General features: G+C 68.0%; 18 protein-coding genes, 1 tRNA gene and 2 pseudogenes. 8 read left to right on the top strand and 13 right to left on the bottom strand.

The genetic code is table 11. The annotated features are described in order from the left end of the window. The 8 genes and pseudogenes from V7702_RS12960 to V7702_RS12925 all read right to left on the bottom strand — a co-directional run. Window positions 1–449 (bottom strand): annotated as a pseudogene (locus V7702_RS12960) (polyribonucleotide nucleotidyltransferase); the annotation flags it as partial. A 293-nt stretch (window positions 450–742) separates the two neighbouring features. Next, complete coding sequence (gene rpsO / locus V7702_RS12955) at window positions 743–1,012, bottom strand: 30S ribosomal protein S15 (RefSeq protein ID WP_293321460.1); 270 nt, start codon at window positions 1,010–1,012, stop codon at window positions 743–745. A 14-nt stretch (window positions 1,013–1,026) separates the two neighbouring features. Beyond that, a complete protein-coding gene (gene truB / locus V7702_RS12950) occupies window positions 1,027–1,959 on the bottom strand; it encodes a tRNA pseudouridine(55) synthase TruB (protein ID WP_335650523.1) in 933 nt (310 codons plus the stop codon). Between the two features lie 3 nt (window positions 1,960–1,962). Then, the gene (rbfA, locus tag V7702_RS12945) at window positions 1,963–2,394 is read right to left on the bottom strand and encodes a 30S ribosome-binding factor RbfA (RefSeq protein WP_335650522.1); all 432 of its coding nucleotides are present in this window, start codon (window positions 2,392–2,394) and stop codon (window positions 1,963–1,965) included. Window positions 2,395–2,516: 122 nt separating this feature from the next. Further along, window positions 2,517–3,299, bottom strand: a complete 783-nt coding sequence (locus tag V7702_RS12940) for a dienelactone hydrolase family protein (RefSeq protein WP_335650521.1) — start codon at window positions 3,297–3,299, stop codon at window positions 2,517–2,519. Window positions 3,300–3,333: 34 nt separating this feature from the next. Beyond that, entirely contained in the window at window positions 3,334–3,849 is a 516-nt protein-coding gene (locus V7702_RS12935) for a DUF2939 domain-containing protein (protein WP_335650520.1), read from the bottom strand. Window positions 3,850–3,884: 35 nt separating this feature from the next. Continuing rightward, window positions 3,885–4,163: a DUF167 family protein gene (locus tag V7702_RS12930; RefSeq protein ID WP_335650519.1), complete on the bottom strand. Its 279-nt coding sequence runs from the start codon at window positions 4,161–4,163 to the stop codon at window positions 3,885–3,887. Between the two features lie 19 nt (window positions 4,164–4,182). Next, on the bottom strand, window positions 4,183–4,497 hold the full coding sequence (locus V7702_RS12925) for a YggT family protein (protein ID WP_335650518.1): 315 nt from the start codon (window positions 4,495–4,497) through the stop codon (window positions 4,183–4,185). A gap of 152 nt (window positions 4,498–4,649) precedes the next feature. Here V7702_RS12925 and V7702_RS12920 point away from each other — a divergent pair. The 8 genes from V7702_RS12920 (at window position 4,650) to dmeF (ending at window position 12,760) form a co-directional block, all read left to right on the top strand. After that, window positions 4,650–4,725, top strand: a tRNA-Ala gene (locus tag V7702_RS12920). 408 nt (window positions 4,726–5,133) lie between these two features. Then, window positions 5,134–5,442 carry a hypothetical protein gene (locus tag V7702_RS12915; protein WP_335650517.1) on the top strand — a complete coding sequence of 103 codons (309 nt, stop codon included), beginning with the start codon at window positions 5,134–5,136 and terminating at the stop codon, window positions 5,440–5,442. A gap of 36 nt (window positions 5,443–5,478) precedes the next feature. Then, window positions 5,479–7,089 carry a methyl-accepting chemotaxis protein gene (locus V7702_RS12910; RefSeq protein ID WP_335650516.1) on the top strand — a complete coding sequence of 537 codons (1,611 nt, stop codon included), beginning with the start codon at window positions 5,479–5,481 and terminating at the stop codon, window positions 7,087–7,089. Window positions 7,090–7,148: 59 nt separating this feature from the next. Then, window positions 7,149–8,819, top strand: coding sequence for a DUF389 domain-containing protein (locus V7702_RS12905; protein WP_335650515.1), 1,671 nt, complete (start codon window positions 7,149–7,151; stop codon window positions 8,817–8,819). Then, a complete protein-coding gene (locus tag V7702_RS12900) occupies window positions 8,816–10,567 on the top strand; it encodes an SLC13 family permease (protein ID WP_335650514.1) in 1,752 nt (583 codons plus the stop codon). The genes V7702_RS12905 and V7702_RS12900 overlap by 4 nt, the downstream gene beginning before the upstream one ends. Before the next feature lie 149 nt (window positions 10,568–10,716). Continuing rightward, complete coding sequence (locus V7702_RS12895) at window positions 10,717–11,424, top strand: metallophosphoesterase family protein (protein WP_335650513.1); 708 nt, start codon at window positions 10,717–10,719, stop codon at window positions 11,422–11,424. 66 nt (window positions 11,425–11,490) lie between these two features. After that, window positions 11,491–11,766: a metal/formaldehyde-sensitive transcriptional repressor gene (locus V7702_RS12890; protein ID WP_335650512.1), complete on the top strand. Its 276-nt coding sequence runs from the start codon at window positions 11,491–11,493 to the stop codon at window positions 11,764–11,766. 10 nt (window positions 11,767–11,776) lie between these two features. Then, window positions 11,777–12,760 carry a CDF family Co(II)/Ni(II) efflux transporter DmeF gene (gene dmeF / locus V7702_RS12885; protein ID WP_335650511.1) on the top strand — a complete coding sequence of 328 codons (984 nt, stop codon included), beginning with the start codon at window positions 11,777–11,779 and terminating at the stop codon, window positions 12,758–12,760. Window positions 12,761–12,775: 15 nt separating this feature from the next. Here dmeF and V7702_RS12880 read toward each other — a convergent pair whose 3' ends face one another. The 5 genes and pseudogenes from V7702_RS12880 to V7702_RS12865 all read right to left on the bottom strand — a co-directional run bounded on the left by V7702_RS12880 (window position 12,776) and on the right by V7702_RS12865 (window position 19,606). After that, entirely contained in the window at window positions 12,776–13,654 is an 879-nt protein-coding gene (locus V7702_RS12880) for a DUF1206 domain-containing protein (RefSeq protein ID WP_335650510.1), read from the bottom strand. 80 nt (window positions 13,655–13,734) lie between these two features. Further along, entirely contained in the window at window positions 13,735–16,572 is a 2,838-nt protein-coding gene (polA, locus tag V7702_RS12875) for a DNA polymerase I (protein ID WP_335650509.1), read from the bottom strand. 829 nt (window positions 16,573–17,401) lie between these two features. Beyond that, window positions 17,402–18,253 (bottom strand): AAA family ATPase, encoded by an 852-nt coding sequence (locus V7702_RS12870; protein WP_335650508.1) that lies wholly within the window; start codon window positions 18,251–18,253, stop codon window positions 17,402–17,404. Window positions 18,254–18,445: 192 nt separating this feature from the next. Beyond that, window positions 18,446–18,640 (bottom strand): annotated as a pseudogene (locus tag V7702_RS16890) (AAA family ATPase); the annotation flags it as partial. A 165-nt stretch (window positions 18,641–18,805) separates the two neighbouring features. Next, window positions 18,806–19,606, bottom strand: a complete 801-nt coding sequence (locus tag V7702_RS12865; protein WP_335650507.1) for an isocitrate lyase/PEP mutase family protein — start codon at window positions 19,604–19,606, stop codon at window positions 18,806–18,808. Between the last annotated feature and the right edge of the window lie 140 nt (window positions 19,607–19,746).

Below are 19,746 nucleotides of genomic sequence, written 5' to 3'. Positions count from 1 at the left end.
CCGATCGGGCCCATGAAGGGCGCGCCGGAAATCACCAGGGCGGCCGAAGCCGCGACCATCGCGACGATGTCGGGATCGTTCTCAAGGTCGTGGGCCAGGACGGTGCAGACCACCTGGACTTCGTTCTTGAAGCCCTTGACGAACAGGGGGCGGATCGGACGGTCGATCAGGCGGGAGACCAGGGTCTCCTTTTCCGACGGACGGCCTTCGCGCTTGAAGAAGCCGCCGGGGATCTTGCCCGCGGCGTAGGTCTTCTCCTGGTAGTTCACGGTCAGGGGGAAGAAGTCCTGGCCGGGCTTGGCGGACTTGGCGTAGACGGCGGTGGCCAGCACCACGGTCTCGCCATAGGTGGCGAGCACCGCGCCGTCGGCCTGACGGGCCATGCGGCCGGTCTCGAGGGTCAGCGTCTTGCCGCCCCACTCGATGGTCTTGCGTTTGATATCGAACATGATTTTTCTTCTTTCATATCCCGGCAGGCGTATTCCTGGCGGGGGCGGACAGGGCGTCGGACTTCCGAAATCCTCTCCAGGTGAACAGGCTTGATGAGGATTTCGTCGCAACCCTCAGCGTGCGTCTTGGGGGCCTTGGCCCCCGGCCGCCAGATCATCCCCGGCCTGTCGCGGAGGGGAGGCGGTCGTCTGTGGGCGCTGCCTCGTGAGGAGGCGGCGCCAGTGTCTGGGGCCGGTTGAAAAACACTGGCCCCATATGCGACGCCCCCGCTTTCGCGGGGGCGCTGAACATCCTAGCGGCGCAGGCCGAGGACCTCGATGAGGGCCTGATAGCGCGGCTGTTCGGACTTCTTCAGGTGATCGAGGAGCGACCGGCGCTGGGAGACCATCTTGAGCAGGCCCCGGCGCGAATGGTTGTCCTTCTTGTGGGTCTTGAAGTGCTCGGTCAGGTTGATGATCCGTTCGGTCAGGATCGCCACCTGGACTTCGGCGCTTCCGGTGTCTCCCTCGCTGCGGGCGTGGGTCTTGATAATTTCGGCCTTACGGTCCGGGGTAACCGACATCGTGCGTCTCCGCTCTATTCGAGATGAAAGACGCGGGACGGCTCGAGCTTGCCGGCGCGCATCTCGCAGAGGGCCACCATCACGCCACGACACATGGCCGAAACGGTTCGAGCGCCCGGCGCAAGCCCGGCTCTCAAGGTTTCGACCTGTCGGGGAACGAGAACGATCGACCGTCCCTGCTTAAGTCTGAAAGCGTCTTCGTCGGTCACGGCCAACGCCGGGATGTCGTCCAGCGCGGTCTCGACCGGAAGCAATGCCTCCGACTGCCGGGCCTTATGCCCCAATTCCTCAAGTAAATCCAGTCCGATCGCCCGGGCCTCGGTGAAGGCCCCGACCCGGGTGCGCCGCAGCGCGCTGACATGGGCCTCGGCCCCCAGCCGCAGCGCCAGGTCGCGCACCACAGAGCGGACATAGGCGCCCTTGCCGCAGTCCATGATCAGCTCGATGTGGTCGACATCGGGCGCCTCGCCCACAGCCAGGCCGTGGATCATGATCGGCCGGGCCTTCAGCTCCACCTCTTCGCCGGCGCGGGCCAGATCATAGGCCCGCTCGCCGTCCACCTTGATGGCCGAATAGGCCGGCGGGACCTGCATGATCTCGCCCTCGAACTCATGCAGCACGGCCTTGACCTGATCGGGCGTCGGCCGGACGTCGGAGCGGGCGATGATCTCGCCTTCCCGATCGAGCGTGGTGGTCGACGCGCCCCAGGCGATGGTGAAGCGATAGCCCTTATCAGCCTCGACCATATAGGCCACGGTCTTGGTGGCCTCCCCCAGGGCCAGGGGCAGGACGCCGGTGGCCAGGGGGTCCAGGGTGCCGGCATGGCCGGCCTTCTGGGCGTTGAAGATCCTGCGGACCTTGCCCACCGCCTGGGTGGAGGTCAGGTCATAGGGCTTGTCCAGGCAGATCCAGCCGGACACCGCCTCCCCCTTGCGCCGACGGCCCATGGGTCAGTCCTCTTCGGGAGCGTCGAGGTCCTGGCGGACCTTGGGATCCTCGAACAGCCGGCTCATATGCTCGGCGGCGTCGAAGGTCTCGTCGTGCAGGAACTTCAATTCCGGGGTGGCGCGCAGGTCGATCATCCGGCCCAGGCGCCCGCGGAAGAATTTCGAGGCCCGGTTCATGGCCGCCACCACCTCGGTGGCGTTCTCGCCGCCCAGGGGCTGGATGAAGCAGACGGCGTGGCGCAGGTCCGGGCTCACCCGCACCTCGGTGATGGTCACCGGCGCGCCCGACAGGGCTGGATCATCCAGGTCTTCCTCCCGCATGATCTCCACCAGGGCGTGGCGGACCAGTTCGCCGGCGCGCAGCTGGCGCTGGCTGGGGCCGCGAAGGGCGGGGCGGGCGCCCGGCGTACGGGAGGAGGAGGGACGGCGTTTCATGGCGAGGCTCTCGCAAGGTCTGGCCTGGCCGGCGGCTCGAACGCCCGGCGCAGGGAAGGGCGGGCTTCTAGTGGCCGCGCCCCTGGAAGTCTAGGCCCGGGCCACGGGACCCGCCAGGGCGCTTACGCCCCTGTGCGCTGGCGGAAGAAGTCGATCACCCGGGCCTCGGCGGCCTTGGTCGGTCCCTCGGCCGCCAGGTGCAGGGTCAGGGTGGAGTGCGGCGCGATCGGCGAGGGGGCGGCGTCGGCGTCCTCCAGCTCGATGGCCTCGAAGCGCGCGCCGAACTCGGCCCGGTAGCGGTCGAAGCGGGCCTGACCCACCAGCTTGTCACCCTTGAAGCGCAGGCCGATCATCGACAGGTCCTCGGCCTCGAACCGCCCCTTGGCGCAGGCGATCTCGGCCGGGCTCGCCCCGATGGAGGCGGCGCGTTTCTTCGAACCGGCGGTCAGGGGCAAGGAGGGCTGGGCCAGGACTGGCGCCACCACGGCGGGCTCGGTCATCATGGCGAGCGCAAAGCCGCCAGTGATGCACATGCCGACCGCGCCGACGCCCCTGCCGCCGCACTCGGCATGGGCCTTGCGGGCCAGGGCGCGCAGCCAGTCGACGATGGGGCTGGAGCGGTCGGTGGCCCAGACATGGAATTCTCGGCGCACACAGATGGTCTTCAGCGCCTCGCGGTTCATGTAGGCCTTGGAAACCGGGCGGCCCGGCTCGCCAAACAGATGGGGGCACCAGACGGTGAGGCCCGCGGCGACCAGGCGGTCGGCGAAGGCGACCACGCCCGGGTGCAGGCCCGGCAATTCGTGGATGATGATGACCGCCGGCCCCGCGCCGCGGCGGTAGACATCGCGGGTCCAGCGGCCGTCGTTGAACTCGAACCGCTCATAGGCCGACAGATCGCTCATCGCCCGTCCCCGCATCTGAGGGACGGAGCTTAGCTCAGCGGCGCAGCATGTCGATATCGCCCTCGAAGCCGGACAGCCGCCAGATCCCGTCGGTCTCCGTGAACACCAGCAGACAGGGGCCGTCCTTCTCCCGCGTGGCGCAGACCCGGCCGTCCTCCAGCGCCCTCAGGGACCCGGCGATGGCCACCCGGCCGGGTAGGGGCTGGGCGGGGTCATAGCCATAGTATTCGGCTACGCCCCGGAACACCTGCGGCTGGACCAGCTGCTCGCTGGCGGCCTTGGCGATGGCGGGGCCGAGCAGGGCGCCGATGGCCCGCATCTCGTCGCTGCCGCCGGCGCGGCTGGCCTCGGCGGCGATGCGCGCCTCGATCTGGCGGCGCAGGGCCGGGCGGTCCACATGGCGGTCAAAAGTCGCCTGGTCGCCGTCGCGGATGGCGGTCAGCAGGGTGTGGACGTCGCCGGCCGCATCCAGGCGCTGGGCGCCGCCGGCGCAGGCGCTGAGCGTCAGGGCGAGGGCCAGGGGGGCCAGAAGGCGCAGGGACTTCAACATGGACGGTCTCCAGAGGCCGCGACAGCAGGACCGCCTCAAGGTGGCGATCCGAAGGCGCGCGCGATCTCCTCATCGCTCAGATCGGCGATTTCGACCAGCTTCAGCCGCGCGGTGTCGCCCGACACGATCCTCAGGCTGGAGCGCGGCCGCCGCAGGGTCTTGGCCAGAAAGGCCAGCAGGGCGGCGTTGGCCGCGCCGTCCACCGGCGCCGCCGACACCCGCACCTTCAGATAGGGCCGGCCCTCGCCGTCCTGACCCCAGCCCCCGGCGGCGTCGCGGCCGCCCTTCGGCGTCAGGCGGACGGCGAGGCGCATGGGGCCTTGATCGGCCTGGTCAGATGACGACCCCGAGAAGGGCGCCATAGAGGGCGGGCAGCAGGATGTTCTTGATGCCGATCAGCACGAGGATGACGATGATCGGGCTGATATCCACGCCGCCCAGGGGCGGGATGATCCGCTGCACCGGGCGCATCACCGGCGCGGTGATCGCCTCCAAGGCCCGGGCGACATTGTAGACGAACCGGTTGCGCAGGTTGATCACGTCGAAGGCCACCAGCCACGACAGGATGGCGTTGATGATGATCGCCCAGATCAGGAGCTGGAGGATCGCCCCGATGATGAAGAAGATGAATTGAAGAATGGCGGCCATGGGGTCCCGATCTGTCTTAGGCCCCGGTTCTAGCTGGCGGGCCTCGTCCGTGACAAGGCGGCGTGGGTCATAAGCGTACGGCCCGCGTCCTCAGGCCACCCCTTGAGCGGCTTGACAGAAATCCACCGCACGCCTAACTCCGCGCCTTCCTGGGGGCCGTAGCTCAGTTGGTAGAGCGCCTCGTTCGCAATGAGGAGGTCAGCGGTTCGATTCCGCTCGGCTCCACCAGGATTTCCCCAAGCCTCACAGCGTTCGGCCATTCGGGGCGGCCCTGGTCCAAACTGGGCGCGCCGAGTCGGAACCCTAGCGCAGGCATGGCGTTCTTCACCGCAGACGCAATCTGTGGAGAGAAGTCATGAACCAGATCATCTATATTGTCGGTCTCGTTGTCGTCGTTGGCGCTATCCTCGCCTTTGTCTTCTAAAGACATGCAATCCGACCATTGAGGCGTCGCCGGACGGGCTCCAGCCGCCGGCGACGACTTCAAAACCCTGGCGGACCAACGCCAGGGTGTAACGATCTGATCTGATCGCACAGGGCGAATGCTCGCGATGACTGCTTCCGCGGCCTCCGTCCTAAGACTCGCTTAATATCACGACGTTATGAGGAAGCTTCGCAGATTGCGGAGAGTCCGTAATGTCTTCCTGGTTTCCCGCCGCCAGCCTGGGCCTCTTTAGCCTTTGCGCCGCCTTGGTCATGGGCACGGGGCCCCGCCAGGCTGACACCGCCGCAGCCATCTTTCCCCCATGGTGGAGCACGCCTCAGGTCCTCGCCGCCGCAGATCGCGCCGGCCTGGTGACTGGGGTGGGCGCGCAGCCCTTCATCGTCGTCGCCCGCACACGACCCGGCGGTTCTGACGCCCTGGCTTCGGCCCTACGGGCGCAGGGCGCCTGGCTGGTGGTCGATCCCGGGCTGGCGGGGCCTTGCGCCCCGCTGGCCTCGTGAGCGTTGTCTGTTTTTTACCCACGTCCCCCGGATCCCATGACCCAAGCCCGCGCCATCACCCTGTCTGACCAGCGCGCCTTCGGCGTGAAGGTGATCACGGCGCTCGTCTGGCTCTGCGTGCCGCTGGTGGCCGCCGCTGGATTGGTCACGGGCGCGGGCTTCGGACTTTCGGCGGCGGCGGCGGGCCTCGCCCTCGCGGCGAGCCTGATGGCGCGGTTCGATCCGACCGGCGCCGCCGCCCGACCGACCCTAGGCGTGGCCCTGATGGGCGCGGTCTCCCTGCTGGTGGCCGCCTTTGCGGGCCATGGCTGGCAGATCGATATGCACATGATCTATTTCGCCGCCCTGGCGATCCTGATCGTCTTCTGCGACTGGCGCGCCGTCGTGGCCGCGGCCGCCACGGTTGCGGTCCATCACCTGACCCTGAGCTTCCTGCTGCCGGCTGCGGTGTTCCCCGGCGGCGGGGACATCGCCCGGGTGCTGATCCATGCGGTGATCCTGGTGGTCGAGGCCGCCGTGCTGATCTGGGCCGCCACCCAGATCGTGCAGATGTTCGCCACCTCGGCCCAGGCGGTGGCCCGGGCGGAGGAGGCCCGCGCCACGGCGGAGGCCGCCACCGCTGCGGTCGAGCAGTCCCGGGCCGCCGAAGCGCTCGCCAGCCAGGAGCGCACGGACCTGCAACGGGCCGTCGAGGATGAGCGCAAGGCGGTGGTGGACGGCCTGGCTTCCGGCCTCGATCACCTGGCCCGGGGCGTGCTGACCTATCGGATCGACCGGGCCTTCACCCCCCAGTACGAGGCGCTGCGTCGGGATTTCAACGGCGCGGCCGAGCGTCTTCAGGGCGCCTTGAAGGTCATCGCCCAGGCCGCCGAAAACATGAGCGCCGGGGCCGGCGAGATCTCCACGGCGGCCGACAACCTGTCGCGCCGGACCGAACAGCAGGCTGCTGGCCTCGAGGAGACCGCCGCGGCCCTGGACGAGGTTACGGCGACCGGCGTCAAGAGCGCAGAGGGCGCCCGAGCCGCCGCCGCCGTGGTGGCGCGCTCGCGCACCGACGCCGAACATGCCGGCCAGGTGGTCGGCGACGCCGTCACCGCCATGGGCCAGATCGAACAGTCCTCGGCCCAGATCACCCAGATCATCGGCGTGATCGACGAGATCGCCTTCCAGACCAATCTGCTGGCCCTGAACGCCGGGATCGAGGCCGCCCGGGCCGGCGACGCCGGCCGCGGCTTCGCCGTGGTCGCCTCCGAAGTCCGAGCGCTGGCCCAGCGCTCGGCTGATGCGGCCAAGGAGATCAAGGCCCTAATCAGCGCCTCGTCCCAGCAGGTGGCTCAGGGAGTGGGCTTGGTCGGCCAGACCGGCGAGGCGCTTCAACGCATCGTCGTCCAGGTGGCCGAGATCGACAGTCTTGTCTCGGAGATCGCCGCGGGCGCCCAGGAGCAGTCCACGGGGCTGCATGAGGTCAATACCGCGGTGAACGACATGGATCGGGTGACGCAGCAGAACGCCGCCATGGTCGAGGAAACCACCGCCGCCAGCCATACCCTGGCCCATGAGGCCCGGCTGTTGGCCGAGAGCGTGGCGCGCTTCGATATCGGAGACTCGAAGGCCGTGCCGACCTCGGCCCGCCGCCAGGCCGCCTGACCATCGTGGACCTTTCTGTCTGCGAGACAGATACCGGTGCGATCCGCTAAAGGGGCGATATGTCGTCCCTTGCGCCGCTTCCCCTGCGCCTGCGCGCCCTGCTCCGCCTCGCCCTCTCGCGCCTGCGCGCGGCGCTGGACAACCGCGCCGCGCCGCATACCGACGCCGAGCGCCTGCAGATCGAGGCCGAAATCGCCGAGGGCGCGCGGATATCCAGCGGGTATTTCGCCCTTCTGTTCTGTTCCTGCGGCATTGCGGCGCTGGGCCTGTTGCAATCCTCGGCCGCCGTGGTCATCGGGGCGATGCTGATCTCCCCGCTCATGGGACCAATCATGGGCATGGGCATGGGGGTGGCGCGGCTGGACGCGCGGGCCTTCGAGCGCGCGGCGGTGGCGCTGGCCCTGGGCGCCGCGGTTTCGGTGGCGGCCTCGGCCCTGATCGTCTGGGCCTCGCCGCTGAAGGATGTGACGCCGGAAATCCTGGCGCGGACGCGGCCGACCTTGCTCGACCTCGTGGTGGCCATCCTCTCAGGCATCGTCGGCGCCTATGTGTTGATCACCAAGCGGCCGGGCGTGGTGGCCGGCGTGGCCATCGCCACGGCCCTGATGCCGCCCCTGGCGGTGGTGGGCTACGGCCTGGCCACGGGCGCCTGGAACATGGCTGGCGGCGCCTCGCTGCTGTTCCTCACCAACGTGGTGGCCATTCTCGGCGCGGTGTTCACCGTCGCGCGCCGTTACGGGTTCCAGCCCGTCGTCCGCGGCCGCCGCCGCTGGGAGGAGATGGCCCTGGTGGCGACGCTCCTGCTGTTGTCCATGCCGCTGGCGGTCTCCCTGCGCGACATCGTCATCGAGGCCCGTGAGACCGCCAGGGTGCGCGGGGCGATCCTGGGGGTTTTCGAGACCGGCGACCAGCACATCACCGACCTGCAGGTCCGCGCCGGCGGGGCCGGGGTCGAGCAGGTCCGCGCTGTGGTGGTGACCGGCCGCTTCCAGGCCCAGGCCGAGCGGCTCGTGGCTCAGGCCCTGGGCGGACGGCCCGACGTTCAGATCGAACAGATCCTCACCGCCGACGGCTTGCCGCAGGCTGACCCCAGCGGCGGGGCCCTGGCCAATCGCGCCCTGGCCACCTCGCGCCCCCTGCGCACCACGCCCGAACAGAAGCTGCGCGACATGCTGGCCGGCGTCGGCACGATCGGCGCGATCAGCACCCCCTCTGCGGGGCGGCTCAACGCCGCGGTTCAACTCAACCGGCCAGCGACCCTGGACGACTATGCCGCCCTGGAGTCGGCGGCCCAGCGATTCCTGCCCGAGGTGGAACTGGAGCTGACCCCTCCGTTCCTGGACCTGCCGGTGGTGGAATTCGCCGAAGGTCGCAGCGAACTGAGCCCGGCGGGCGAACGCCAGGTGGCCATGATCGCATGGGCCTTTCAAAGGTGGAACGTTCAGGGGGCTGAAGTCGTTGGGTCGGCCAGCCCCGGACCTCGGGGGCCCAGGCCCCGCGACCTTCGCGTGGCGCAAGCCCGTGCGCAAACCGTGGCCGATCGGCTGGAGGCCCTGGGCGTGCGCGACATGGAAATCAGAAGCGAGGCGCCCGACGCGGCGCCGCAAGATCCCTCGACCTTGTGGTTCGCCCGGGTGCGACCCCTGGGGGCGCCGGGGCTGGCCCCCGCGCCGACGGCCGCCCCTGACGCCAGCTCCGACGCCACCGTTGATGCGGAGCCCGGCGCGTGAGCGACGCCCTTCTCGCCGGTCTGGTCCTCATCCTGGCCCTGACCCTGTTCGCCTGGGACAGGGTGCGTCATGACCTGGTGGCGGTCACCGCCCTGGGCGCCTGCCTGATCCTGGGGCTGGTGACGCCCGACCAGGCCCTGCAGGGCTTTTCCGACCCCGCCGTGGTGGTGGTGGCCGCGGTCCTGATCATCGGACGCGCCATCGAGCTGACCGGCGTGGCCGCGGCGGCGACCGAGAAGCTGGCGGCCCTGCGCATGCCCTTTCCCCTGCAGCTCTCCATCCTGCTGCTGACAGCGGCGGCCCTGTCGGCCTTCATGAACAATATCGCCGCCCTGGCCATCACCATGCCGGTGGTGGCCAGCGTCTGCCGCGCCGCCCGCCTGCCAGCCGCCGCCGGGCTGATGCCGCTCGCCTTCGCCACCATCCTGGGGGGTATGACCACCCTGATCGGCACGCCGGCCAACCTGATCCTGTCCTCGATCCGCCGGGAGGAGCTCGGCGAGCCCTTCGGCTTCTTCGCCATGTCCCCGCTGGGGGTCACCGTGGCCGGAGTCGGGCTGCTCTATCTGTGCCTGATCGGCTGGCGCCTCACGCCCCGTCGGCAAGGGGAAGAGACCGCCGGGGGCGGGCGCAACGTCTTCGAACTGATCCCGCCCAAGCCCGAGATCGATGAGGACGGCAAGGCCGCCGAGATCGACTACGAGGCCCTGTTCGCCGAGATCAAGGCCTCCGGCGGGCATGTCCTGGCGATCATCCGCCGTCACCGGCGGATCAAGCTCGACAAGGTCGACCGCCTGGCCCCCACCGACCGCATCCTGGTGGTTTCCCCCCTCGATCCCTGGGAGCTGGCCAACAAGATCGGCGGCAGCCTGGCGGTGGAGCGGTCCACCGCCGCCGACGCCGTCACTTCCCGCGTGGCGGTGGCCCACGGCTCACCGCTGATCCGCCGGCCCTACGACACCATCGCCGCCGAGACGGACCAGGAACTGCGGGTGGTCGCCGCCGGTCCGCGGGCGGCCGGCGCCGAGGGCTCCCTGGGCGCCATGGAGATCCGGGCCGGCGATCAGCTGGTGGTCCATGGCCCGGCCGAGCGGCTGGAGGCCTATCTGCGCTATGGCCGCCTGCTGGAGCTGGACCGCAAGTCGGCCGTGGCGGTGCAGCCGAAGCGCGCGGCCCTTGCGCTGGCCATCTACGCCGCCGCCGTCATCGCCGCGGTGGGCTTTGGCCTGCCCACGGCCTTGACCTTCGCCGCCGCTGCGGCGGGCCTGGCGGCCCTGAAATTCCTGCCCTCGGGCGAGATCTATTCGTCCATCGACTGGCCGGCCATCGTGCTGCTGGCGGCCATGATCCCGGTGGGCCAGAGCTTCCAGACCAGCGGGGCTGCGGCCATCGTCGCCGACTGGCTGGGGATCGGGCTCGGCGGAATGCCGCTGTTCGCCGCCGCTGCGGCGGTGTCGGTGGTGACGATCGTCCTGTCGCTGTTCCTGAACAATGTCGCCACGGCGGTGATCATGGGGCCGGTGGCCATCGGCATGGCGCGACAGCTGGGCTTTCCGCCGGACGCCATGCTCCTGGCGGTGCTGATCGCAGCCTCGTCGGACTTCCTCACGCCCATCGGGCACCAGAACAACCTGCTGGTCATGGCGCCCGGCGGCTACAAGTTCGGCGACTATGCCCGTGTCGGCGCTGCGCTCAGCACGCTGGTCGTTCTGGTGTCATCGGGAATGATTTCGTTCTTCTACAGCTGAGCACCAGGGCAGGGCTTGCTTTGCGCCAGCCCGACCCCACTATATCCGGGGGGGCGGCAGGCATCAGGTAGAAGCGCTTGTTCTCACGGCTTTTCGGCAAGAAAGATCGCGCTAGCCCCCCCTCTACCGAGGGGCGTCGGGTCTATGCCGTGGGCGACATCCACGGCCGCCACGACCTGCTGGAGGCCCTGGTGCGCGAGATCGGCCGCGACGTGGCCGCGACGCCGCCCAGCGCCCAGCCCCTGCTGGTCTTCCTCGGCGACTATGTGGACCGTGGGCCGGGATCGGCCCAGGCCGTTGACATCGTCCTGCGCCTGCAGGGCGAGGGCGAGTTCGAGATCCGCGCGCTTAAGGGCAATCACGAGGAAGCCCTGCTGCGCTTCCTGGACGAGCCCAGTTTCGGGTCTACCTGGGCCGAGCATGGGGGCTCGGCGACGCTGGCCTCCTATGGCGTCCAGCCCCCGACCACGCGCACCGATCCCATCGCCTGGGCTGCGGCCGCCGAGGCCTTCGCCGCGGTTCTGCCGGCCGCCCACCTGACCTTCTATCGCACTCTGGATCTGATGACCGAGGTGGGGGACTACGCCTTCGTCCATGCCGGCGTGCGCCCCGGCGTGGCCCTGGCCCATCAGGAGGAGCGCGACCTGCTGTGGATCCGCGGCGAGTTCCTGCAGGCGACCGGCCCCTTCGGCAAGGTCATCGTCCATGGCCATACGCCGATGGAGGAGCCGCAGGTGACCCGTCACCGCCTGGGCCTGGACACCGGCGCCTACGCCACCGGCGTCCTGACCGCCGTACGCCTGGATGGCGAAACCCAAAGGTTCATCCAGGCCCGCGCCAACCGCGTCGCGGCTTGATTTAGGACGGCCGACAGGCGAGGCGGCCCTTTTCCTGATGCGACCTATACTCTAGTGGAGTAAACTATGTCGCACACGACCACCAATCGCGCCGCCCTTGTCGCTCGTCTCCGCCGGATCCGAGGTCAGGTGGAAGGTTTGGAACGCGCCCTCGAAGGCGGCGCGGCGTGCTCGGCGGTGCTTCAGCAGACGGCGGCGGTCCGGGGCGCCGTCAATGGCCTCATGGCCGAACTCATCGAAGATCATCTCCACAGCCATGTGGCCGACCCCGATCTTTCGGCGGCGGCGCGCGCCGAAGGCGCAGCCGAGCTGGTCGACATCATCCGCCGGTATGGCCGTTGAAGGTATAACCATGTCCGTTGAAGCCGCAGCCGCCCCGCACGACCACGTCTTTCTCGGCGAGCATCACGACCGGAACGCCCGGCGGACTCTGTGGGTGGTTGGTCTGACCGCCGTGATGATGGTGGCCGAGATCGTCGCCGGCTTCGCGTTCAACTCCATGGCCCTGCTCGCCGACGGCTTTCACATGGCCACGCACGCCGGCGCGCTGGCCGTGGCCGCTGCAGCCTATGCCTATGCCCGGCGCCATGCGCAAAACCCCCGCTTCAGCTTTGGGACTGGAAAGGTCGGCGAACTGGCGGGCTTCGCCTCGGCCATGGCCCTGGGGGTGTTCGCCCTGGGCATCGCCTGGGAGTCGGTCAGCCGCCTGTTTGCGACGCAGACCGTGGCCTTCGATCAGGCGATCCTGGTGGCCGTGGCGGGGTTGGCGGTCAACCTCGTCAGCGCCCTGCTGCTGGGTCATGGCCATGACCACCATGGCCACGATCATCACGGACATGGCCACCACGACGATCACGCCCATGGCCACCATCACGACCATGGTCACCACCCCGCCGGCCACGACCATGGGCAGCCCCATGATCACCACGCCGGCCAGGACAACAATCTGAGGTCGGCCTATCTCCACGTCCTGGCCGATGCGCTCACCTCGGTTCTGGCGATCGTCGCCTTGCTGGCCGGCCGCTTCCTGGGCTGGGTGTGGCTGGACGCGGCCATGGGCGTCGTCGGCGCCCTGGTGATCGGCCGGTGGTCGCTGAGCCTGATGCGCGACACCGCCGCAGTGCTGCTGGATCAAACCGACCATGAGGTCGAGGCCGAGGTCCGGCGGCGTGTCTCGGCTCTGGGCGGCCAGATTGTCGATCTGCACGTCTGGCGCGTGGGGCCGTCAGCCTGCGCCGCCATTGTGAGCGTCTCGGGCCTCTCGGCCCAGGCGGCCCGCGGGGGGCTCCAGGACGCGCCGGGCGTGCGGCACCTGACGGTGGAAGAGGCGCCCTAGACCGAAACCACCCGATCAGTCCTCGACCACGTCGCCGGCCGGGATGAGGCGGTAGCGGGCCTCCAGCATGGCGAAGAGACCGAAGGCTATGAGTCCCAGCGCCACCAGCACCAGCAGGGGCGAGCCGAAGGGCGCACGTTCCAGGGCCTGCAAGGCATCGCCCACGCCTGCGGCCTGCTCGGCGCGGGCGTTGAGGCCGGCCCGGGCCAGCATGCCGCCGGCCACCAGGAAGGCCAGGCCCCGGGCCCCGTAGCCGATGCGGCCCACAAGGCCGGCGGCGCGGCTGAGCCGGTCCTCGCAGACCAGCCGCTCGTCCAGGTTTCCGCGCACCGCCTTGACGATGTTGGCGACGCCCGCCGCCAGGATGAAGAGGCCCACCGCCGCGATCAGCCAGGCGCCGCCGGGCATGTTCAGCGCCTGCTGGGCGGCGGCCTGTTCGGCGTCGCGGTCGTCCGGTTCGGCGAGATCCTCCAGAGTGTCGAGGGCGCCGAACACCGAATAGCCCAGGCCGCCATAGACGAAGCCGCTGATCGCCTGGCCAATGCGGGTGAGGACGGCCTTGAGCTTCCGGCCCTGCCGGTCGGCGTCGAACACCGACTGAAGCAGCCGCCAGCCGGCGAAGCCGTAGAGGCCGAGCCCCGTGACCCAGAGCAGCACGAAGCCGAGCGGCCACTGGGCCCAGGCCCGCAGGGCGCCCATGGAGCCTTCGGCCTCGGGGACCAGCTCCACCGCCGCCAGGAAGGCGATCAGGCCGATGCTCAGATAGACGAAGCCGCGGGCGGCGTAGCCGAACCGGCAGGCCAGCTGGGTGAGCGCGCCGCGAGGCGCCTCCCCCAGCCAGCGCAGGGTCTGGCGCAGGGCGGTTTCGGCCTGGTGTTCGGAGGCGGCGGCCATGGGGCTCCTGTCGCGCGCAAGCGGGGGTGGAGCCCGAACGGACGGCTACGGCTCAGGTTCCCCAGCCGCCCTCTCAAGCGCTAGTGGGCGTCGTCCCAGTTGGCCGCGGCGCGGGCCTCCACCACCAGGGGCACCGAGAAGGCGACAGCGGGTTCCGACGCCGTCTCCATCACCTTCTTGATGACGGCGATGGCGGCGTCGGCCTCGGCTTCCGGCGCCTCGAAGACCAGTTCGTCGTGGACCTGCAGCAGCATCTTCGCCTCAAGACCCTCGGCCGCCAGCGCGCCGGGCATGCGGATCATGGCCCGGCGGATCACGTCGGCCGCGGTGCCCTGGATCGGCGCATTGATGGCGGCGCGATCGGCGAAGGCGCGCATGCCGGCGGCCTTGGCGCCGACCTCGGGGATGTTCACCTTGCGGCCGAACAGGGTGGTGACGAAGCCCTGGGACCGCACCTTGGCCTTTTCGGCGTCCATATAGTCGCGGATGCCGGGGAAGCGGTCGAAATAGGTGCGGATATAGGCCCCGGCCTCGTCCTGCGGGATCGACAGCTGGTTGGCCAGGCCAAAGGCCGAGATGCCATAGACGATGCCGAAATTGATCGCCTTGGCCCGCCTGCGAGTCTCGGCCGGCATGCCCTCGATGGGCACGCCGAACATCTCCGAGGCGGTCATGGCGTGGATGTCCAGACCGTCCTGGAAGGCGCGCTTCAACTGCGGAATGTCGCCCATATGGGCCAGGATGCGCAGCTCGATCTGGCTGTAGTCGGCGCTGATCAGCAGCTTGCCCGGCTCGGCCACGAAGGCCTTGCGGATCTTGCGGCCCTCTTCGGTGCGGATCGGGATGTTCTGCAGATTGGGGTCCGACGACGACAGCCGGCCCGTGGTGGTGGCCGCCAGCGCAAACGAGGTGTGCACCCGCTTCGTGTCCGGGGCGATGGCCGCGACCAGGGCGTCCGTATAGGTGCCCTTCAGCTTCGAGAGCTGGCGCCAGTCCAGCAGGACGCGCGGCAGTTCGTGGCCTTGGGCGGCCAGCTCCTCCAGCACCGAGGCGTCGGTGGACGAGGCGCCCGAGGCCGTGGTGCGTTTCGGCGCGAGCCCCATCTCCTGGTACAGGATCTCGCCCACCTGCTTGGGCGAGCCCAGGTTGAAGGGCCGGCCGGCCAGTTCGTGGGCCTTGGCCTCGAACTCGCCCATGCGCATGCCGAAGTCGTTGGAGAGGCGCCTAAGGTGTTCGGGGTCCACCGAAATGCCCGCCACCTCCATGTCGGCCAGCACCGAGGCGAGCGGCCGCTCCAGGGTCTCATAGACGGTCGACAGGCCCGCGGGCGCGAGCTTGGGTTTCAGCACCTCATAGAGGCGCAGGGTCACGTCGGCGTCCTCGGCGGCGTAACAGGTGGCCTCCTTCAGGGCGACCTTCTTGAAGCTCTTCTGCCCCTTGCCGGTCCCGGCCACCTGCTTGAATGGAATCGGCTCGTGGTTCAGCCACAGGCGCGACAGCTCGTCCATGCCGTGCCCATGCAGGCCCGCCTCCAGCACATAGGAGATCAGCATGGTGTCCTCGACCGGGGCCACCCGCACGCCATAGCGCGACAGGACGGCCAGGTCGTACTTGGCGTTCTGGGCGATCTTCAGAACCGCCGGGTCCTCCAGCATCGGCTTGAGCAGCTCGATGGCGATGGGCAGGGGGATCTGGGTCAGGTCCGACGGCGCATCCAGCGCCAGGCCGTCCAGCTCCTCATGGGCCAGCGGAATGTAGCAGGCTTGGCCGGGCGCCACCGCCAGCGACACGCCGCACAAGCCGGCGCTGGCCGACGACAGCGCATCGGTCTCGGTGTCGAAGGCCACGATCCCAGCGGCCCGGGCCTTCTCGATCCAGGCCTCCAGCGTCGCCACATCGCGCACGCACTCATAGCCATTGACGTCGATGGCCGGCGCCTCGGGCGCCGCGCGCGGTTCCGGCGCCGGCTGGGAAGGGGCCGCGTCGCCCGCGCTCACCCGCCTGGCCAGGCTGCGGAACTGCATCTCTTCCAGGAAGGCGGCCAGGACGGCGGGCTCGGGCTCGGCCACGGCCAGGTCGTCGATGGCGGCGGGCAGGGGCGTGTCGCAGTCCAGCTGCACCAGCTGGCGCGACAGGCGGATCTGGTCGGCGAAGTTGATCAGGGTCTCGCGCCGCTTGGGCTGCTTGATCTCGCCCGCGCGAGCCAGCAGCGTATCGAGGTCGCCATATTCGTTGATCAGCTGGGCGGCGGTCTTGATCCCGATGCCCGGCGCGCCCGGCACATTGTCGACGGAGTCGCCGCACAGCGCCTGGACATCCACCACCTTTTCCGGCGGCACCCCGAACTTCTCGATCACCTGCTCGCGGCCGATCTTTAGGTTCTTCATGGTGTCGAGCATGAAGACCCGGTCGCCGACCAGCTGCATCAGGTCCTTGTCCGACGAGATGATGGTCACCTCGCCGCCGGCGTCGCGCACCTTGCAGGCATAGGCCGCGATCAGGTCGTCGGCCTCATAGCCGGGCAGCTCCAGGCTGGGCACGCCGAAGGCCCGGGTCGCCTCCCGCACCAGGGGAAACTGCGGGATCAGGTCCTCCGGCGGCGGCGGCCGGTGGGCCTTGTACTGGTCATAGAGGGCGTTGCGGAACGTCTTCTCCGAATGGTCGAAGATCACCGCCAGGTGGGTGGGGCCATCGACCTGGGCCCGCATCTCCACCAGCAGCTTCCACAGCATGTTGCAGAAGCCCGACACCGCCCCGATGGGCAGGCCGTCGCTCTTGCGGGTCAGCGGCGGCAGGGCGTGATAGGCGCGGAAGATATAGCCCGACCCATCCACCAGAAAGAGCCGCACCGGCGGCCCATCCTGAGTGGGCGTCCGCGGCAGGTCCGGCAGGGGGGCGGTGTCGAGCGTGTCGGTCATGCGCGGGAAGATAGGCGCGGGAGCGGCGGTGGTCACGTGCGGAGGTGGGGATTGGGAAAGATGCGCCCTTCCCCTCTCCTAACCTTCTGGCGGCCATAAACAGAGTATATTAATGTATGTCTTGAAGTTGCAGAATAGAATATCCCTGCGAACGCAGGAGAAAATCATCCGAACGCGCTATTTATCCGCTGTTGCCGATTACCAAATTCAGTCGCGTGCGAAACATTTCTAGTGATCTGGCCCTGATCGGCTTTCCCGGCTCAGCAGCCTTCGTCTCCTCGATATTACGCGCAATCGCAATGCTGTCACTTTCACGGTAATCTGGGCACCGAGTGGGCCCCGATGGCCGTAAGGCAGCGATAAGCGCTTCCTTCGCGTTAGCGATAGAGCCCACATTGCGATTGCCGAGGTCCAGCTTTCGCCAGCACGGCCTAACGCTACCTACTTGATCAGGGAAGAGCATCCACCAGGCCTCTAAACACCAAGCTGGTGTCGCTGCTACTGGGTGCTCCACGCCAGCATCCGCCAAGTCTCTCTCAAGTTCCGCAGAGCATGCCTCGTGCGCAGGCTCTACATCGTCGCAATCGCGATGAGCTACAACGACAACCTTCGGCCGCCGACTCCTTTCAACCTCTTCGGCCGCAGCTAATAGCTGTGCCATGGTAGCGCGTTTCCTTGGCGCTGCGTTCCTACTAAGTATCGTTGGCGCCCTCAATTTCCGTATATCGATAGGTAATTTTTGAGGTTCCAGCAGCGCCTTAATTAACGACTCAAGTGCGTGGGTGTCATTTTGGCTCTCGCCAGCGACCAATACCAGGGTGCGCGCCATTCAGAGGGCACCTCCCAAGGCGCCGCTAAACCAAAGCTCGCCAAGATCGTAACCAGTACGCTGCCTAAGCGTAGTGACAGTATCTAGGTCCGGCCGGAATATTCGAGTGCCACCTGTATGCTCTTCACGCTCAACAATCACTAATTCAGACGGGTCCAAACGATTGACTAGCGCGGGTGAATGCGTCGCCAATATGATCTGGGTGCGCTCTGATGCTTCGCGCATGCGGTCCACAAGTCGATCGAGGGCGTGCGGGTGAAGGCCGTGATCGACTTCTTCAAGACATGTGAGTCGCGGCGGATTGGGATCATGCAGCATCGCGAATAATGCGATTGCCCTGATTGTGCCGAAAGATGCTTGCGCTAGGGGGGTGGCGCCGGAGAGATGACTCTCCTTAATATCTACTCTAACTGCCTCGTCCGCTCCACCCACTGTAACAAAATCGAAACCTTCGAAGCCGGGAAGAACGAAGCGCACATCCTCGCATACCAATGCAAAAGCGGCCGGTTCAGCCTCTTTCAACCAAAGAAGGAACCATCCGAGGTTTGACCCATCTGGCGCGAGCCGATCCGATAGAGCTGGCGGAGAAGGTCGTCGAGCTTTCTCGACGTCTATCTCGAATAGCCGCAACTGCTCGACTAACTCGGCAAAGCTGTTCCACTGAGGCGAGCCGAACGCCTGGCTTAAGCGCCGAAGAGTGCCAAGACCAGTCGCCTCTCCCTCAATCTGCAACGTCTCTCCCGCCTTCGATTTGCTTGCATTGGCAACAGTTACTTTGCCACCAGATAGCGTGATGCGCCGTCCGCGACCACCCGTGCGCTTGAACTTGAGCTCTTCGTAGCGCTGCAGCATGGAGCGGACGGTCAACCTCTTAGCGCGGCTATCACCGGAAACTATACGCCGCTCCCAAAATGAGAGCCTATACTCGTCTAGTGCTTTTGCGCTAGCGTGTTGCGTGACAACTCCAGTTATCTCTATTGTTATACGTTTGCTTCGCGGCGATTCTTTCTTGCCGCCGGGGTGCTGGCCGCGAAAAAGAAGCTGTCCAAAACCGCCAAACTCGCTAACTGCCGGTGCTAGTTCTGCGCGAGAAACATCTCCTAGAAAGTGGAACACCTTGAGTAGGTTAGTCTTGCCAGCCCCATTGGGCCCTACCAGGACGTTTAGAGGGTCCAGCCTGACATCTACTTGTCGAAGACTAAGAAAGTTCTCGACCTTGATTCGGGTGATAGGCTGCATCGATCCTCAAGGAGGTTTTGGTATGAGGCGCGCGCGTCCTGCGACGCACGCCCAGGCGTACCCTGTCCGGGTGAGGCGGACAAGCGGTCCAACTCCGGGTGACGTGGAGATGCGAGGGCCGCAGCGAGCGCGTCTCCACCTTCCGATCTACTGTGAGATTGCCACTCAAATCTTTAATAACTTGTCGAAATCCGGCAGCTCCCCCCGCCCGGCGAACGATCTGAACGTCCCCGTCTCCAGATAGCCCGGCAACGCCTCCACCAGCGCCCCATAGGCGGCGCGGAAGGGGGCGGTGGCTGAGGAGAGGCGCCGCACGCCCAGGGCGGCGAGGCGCTGCGCCGCCGGCGTGGTCGAGCGCAGCATGATGTTGAGGGGGGCCTTGATCCCATCGGCCAGGGCGCCGATCACCGCCTCATCGGCTGGGCCGGGCGTAAAGATCCCGCTGGCGCCGGCTTCGAGATAGAGGGCCGCGCGGCGCAGGGTTTCAGGTAACGCGGCCTCGCCCTGGGCCAGGTCGCGCAGATAGATGTCGGTGCGCGCATTGATGTAGAGGGCCACGCCCTCGGCGTCTGAGGCCGCGCGGGCCGCGGCGATCTTGCGGGCGTGCAGGTCGGGATCGCGCAGGCCGTCCTCCAGATTGATCCCCACGGCGCCGGCGCCGACCACCTGGCGGATGGTCTCGGCAAGGGTCGCGAGGTCGTCGGTGTAGCCGCCCTCGATATCGGCGGTGACGGGGAGGTTGGTGACGCGGACCACGTCGCGGGTCGCCGCGATCAGGCGGCTGACCGGCAGGGCGTCCCCGTCCGGGTACCCTTGAGCCCAGGCCACGGCGGCCGAGGAGGTGGCTACGGCCTTGGCCCCGGCGGCCGCCATCAGGGCCGCGCTGGCCGCGTCCCAGGCATTGGGCAGGATCAGGACCTCCGGGCCGGCGTGCAGGGCGTGGAAGGCGGCGGCGTGGTCGGTCATGGGGCGGGCTCCGTGCGGCGTTGCGGGCATCTGAGCATGGGACGGGTGCTGCGTCCGGCGGACTTCGGATGTGGACAGCTCCCCCTTCACCGTCATGGTCGGACTTGATCCGACCATCCATGATCACGGGGCCGGGGGCG

It is taken from the genome of Phenylobacterium sp. (assembly GCF_036963605.1).
Taxonomy (GTDB): Bacteria; Pseudomonadota; Alphaproteobacteria; order Caulobacterales; family Caulobacteraceae; genus Phenylobacterium.
Note: the sequence above shows the minus strand (reverse complement) of the source record. Positions and strands in the feature narration are given on the sequence as shown.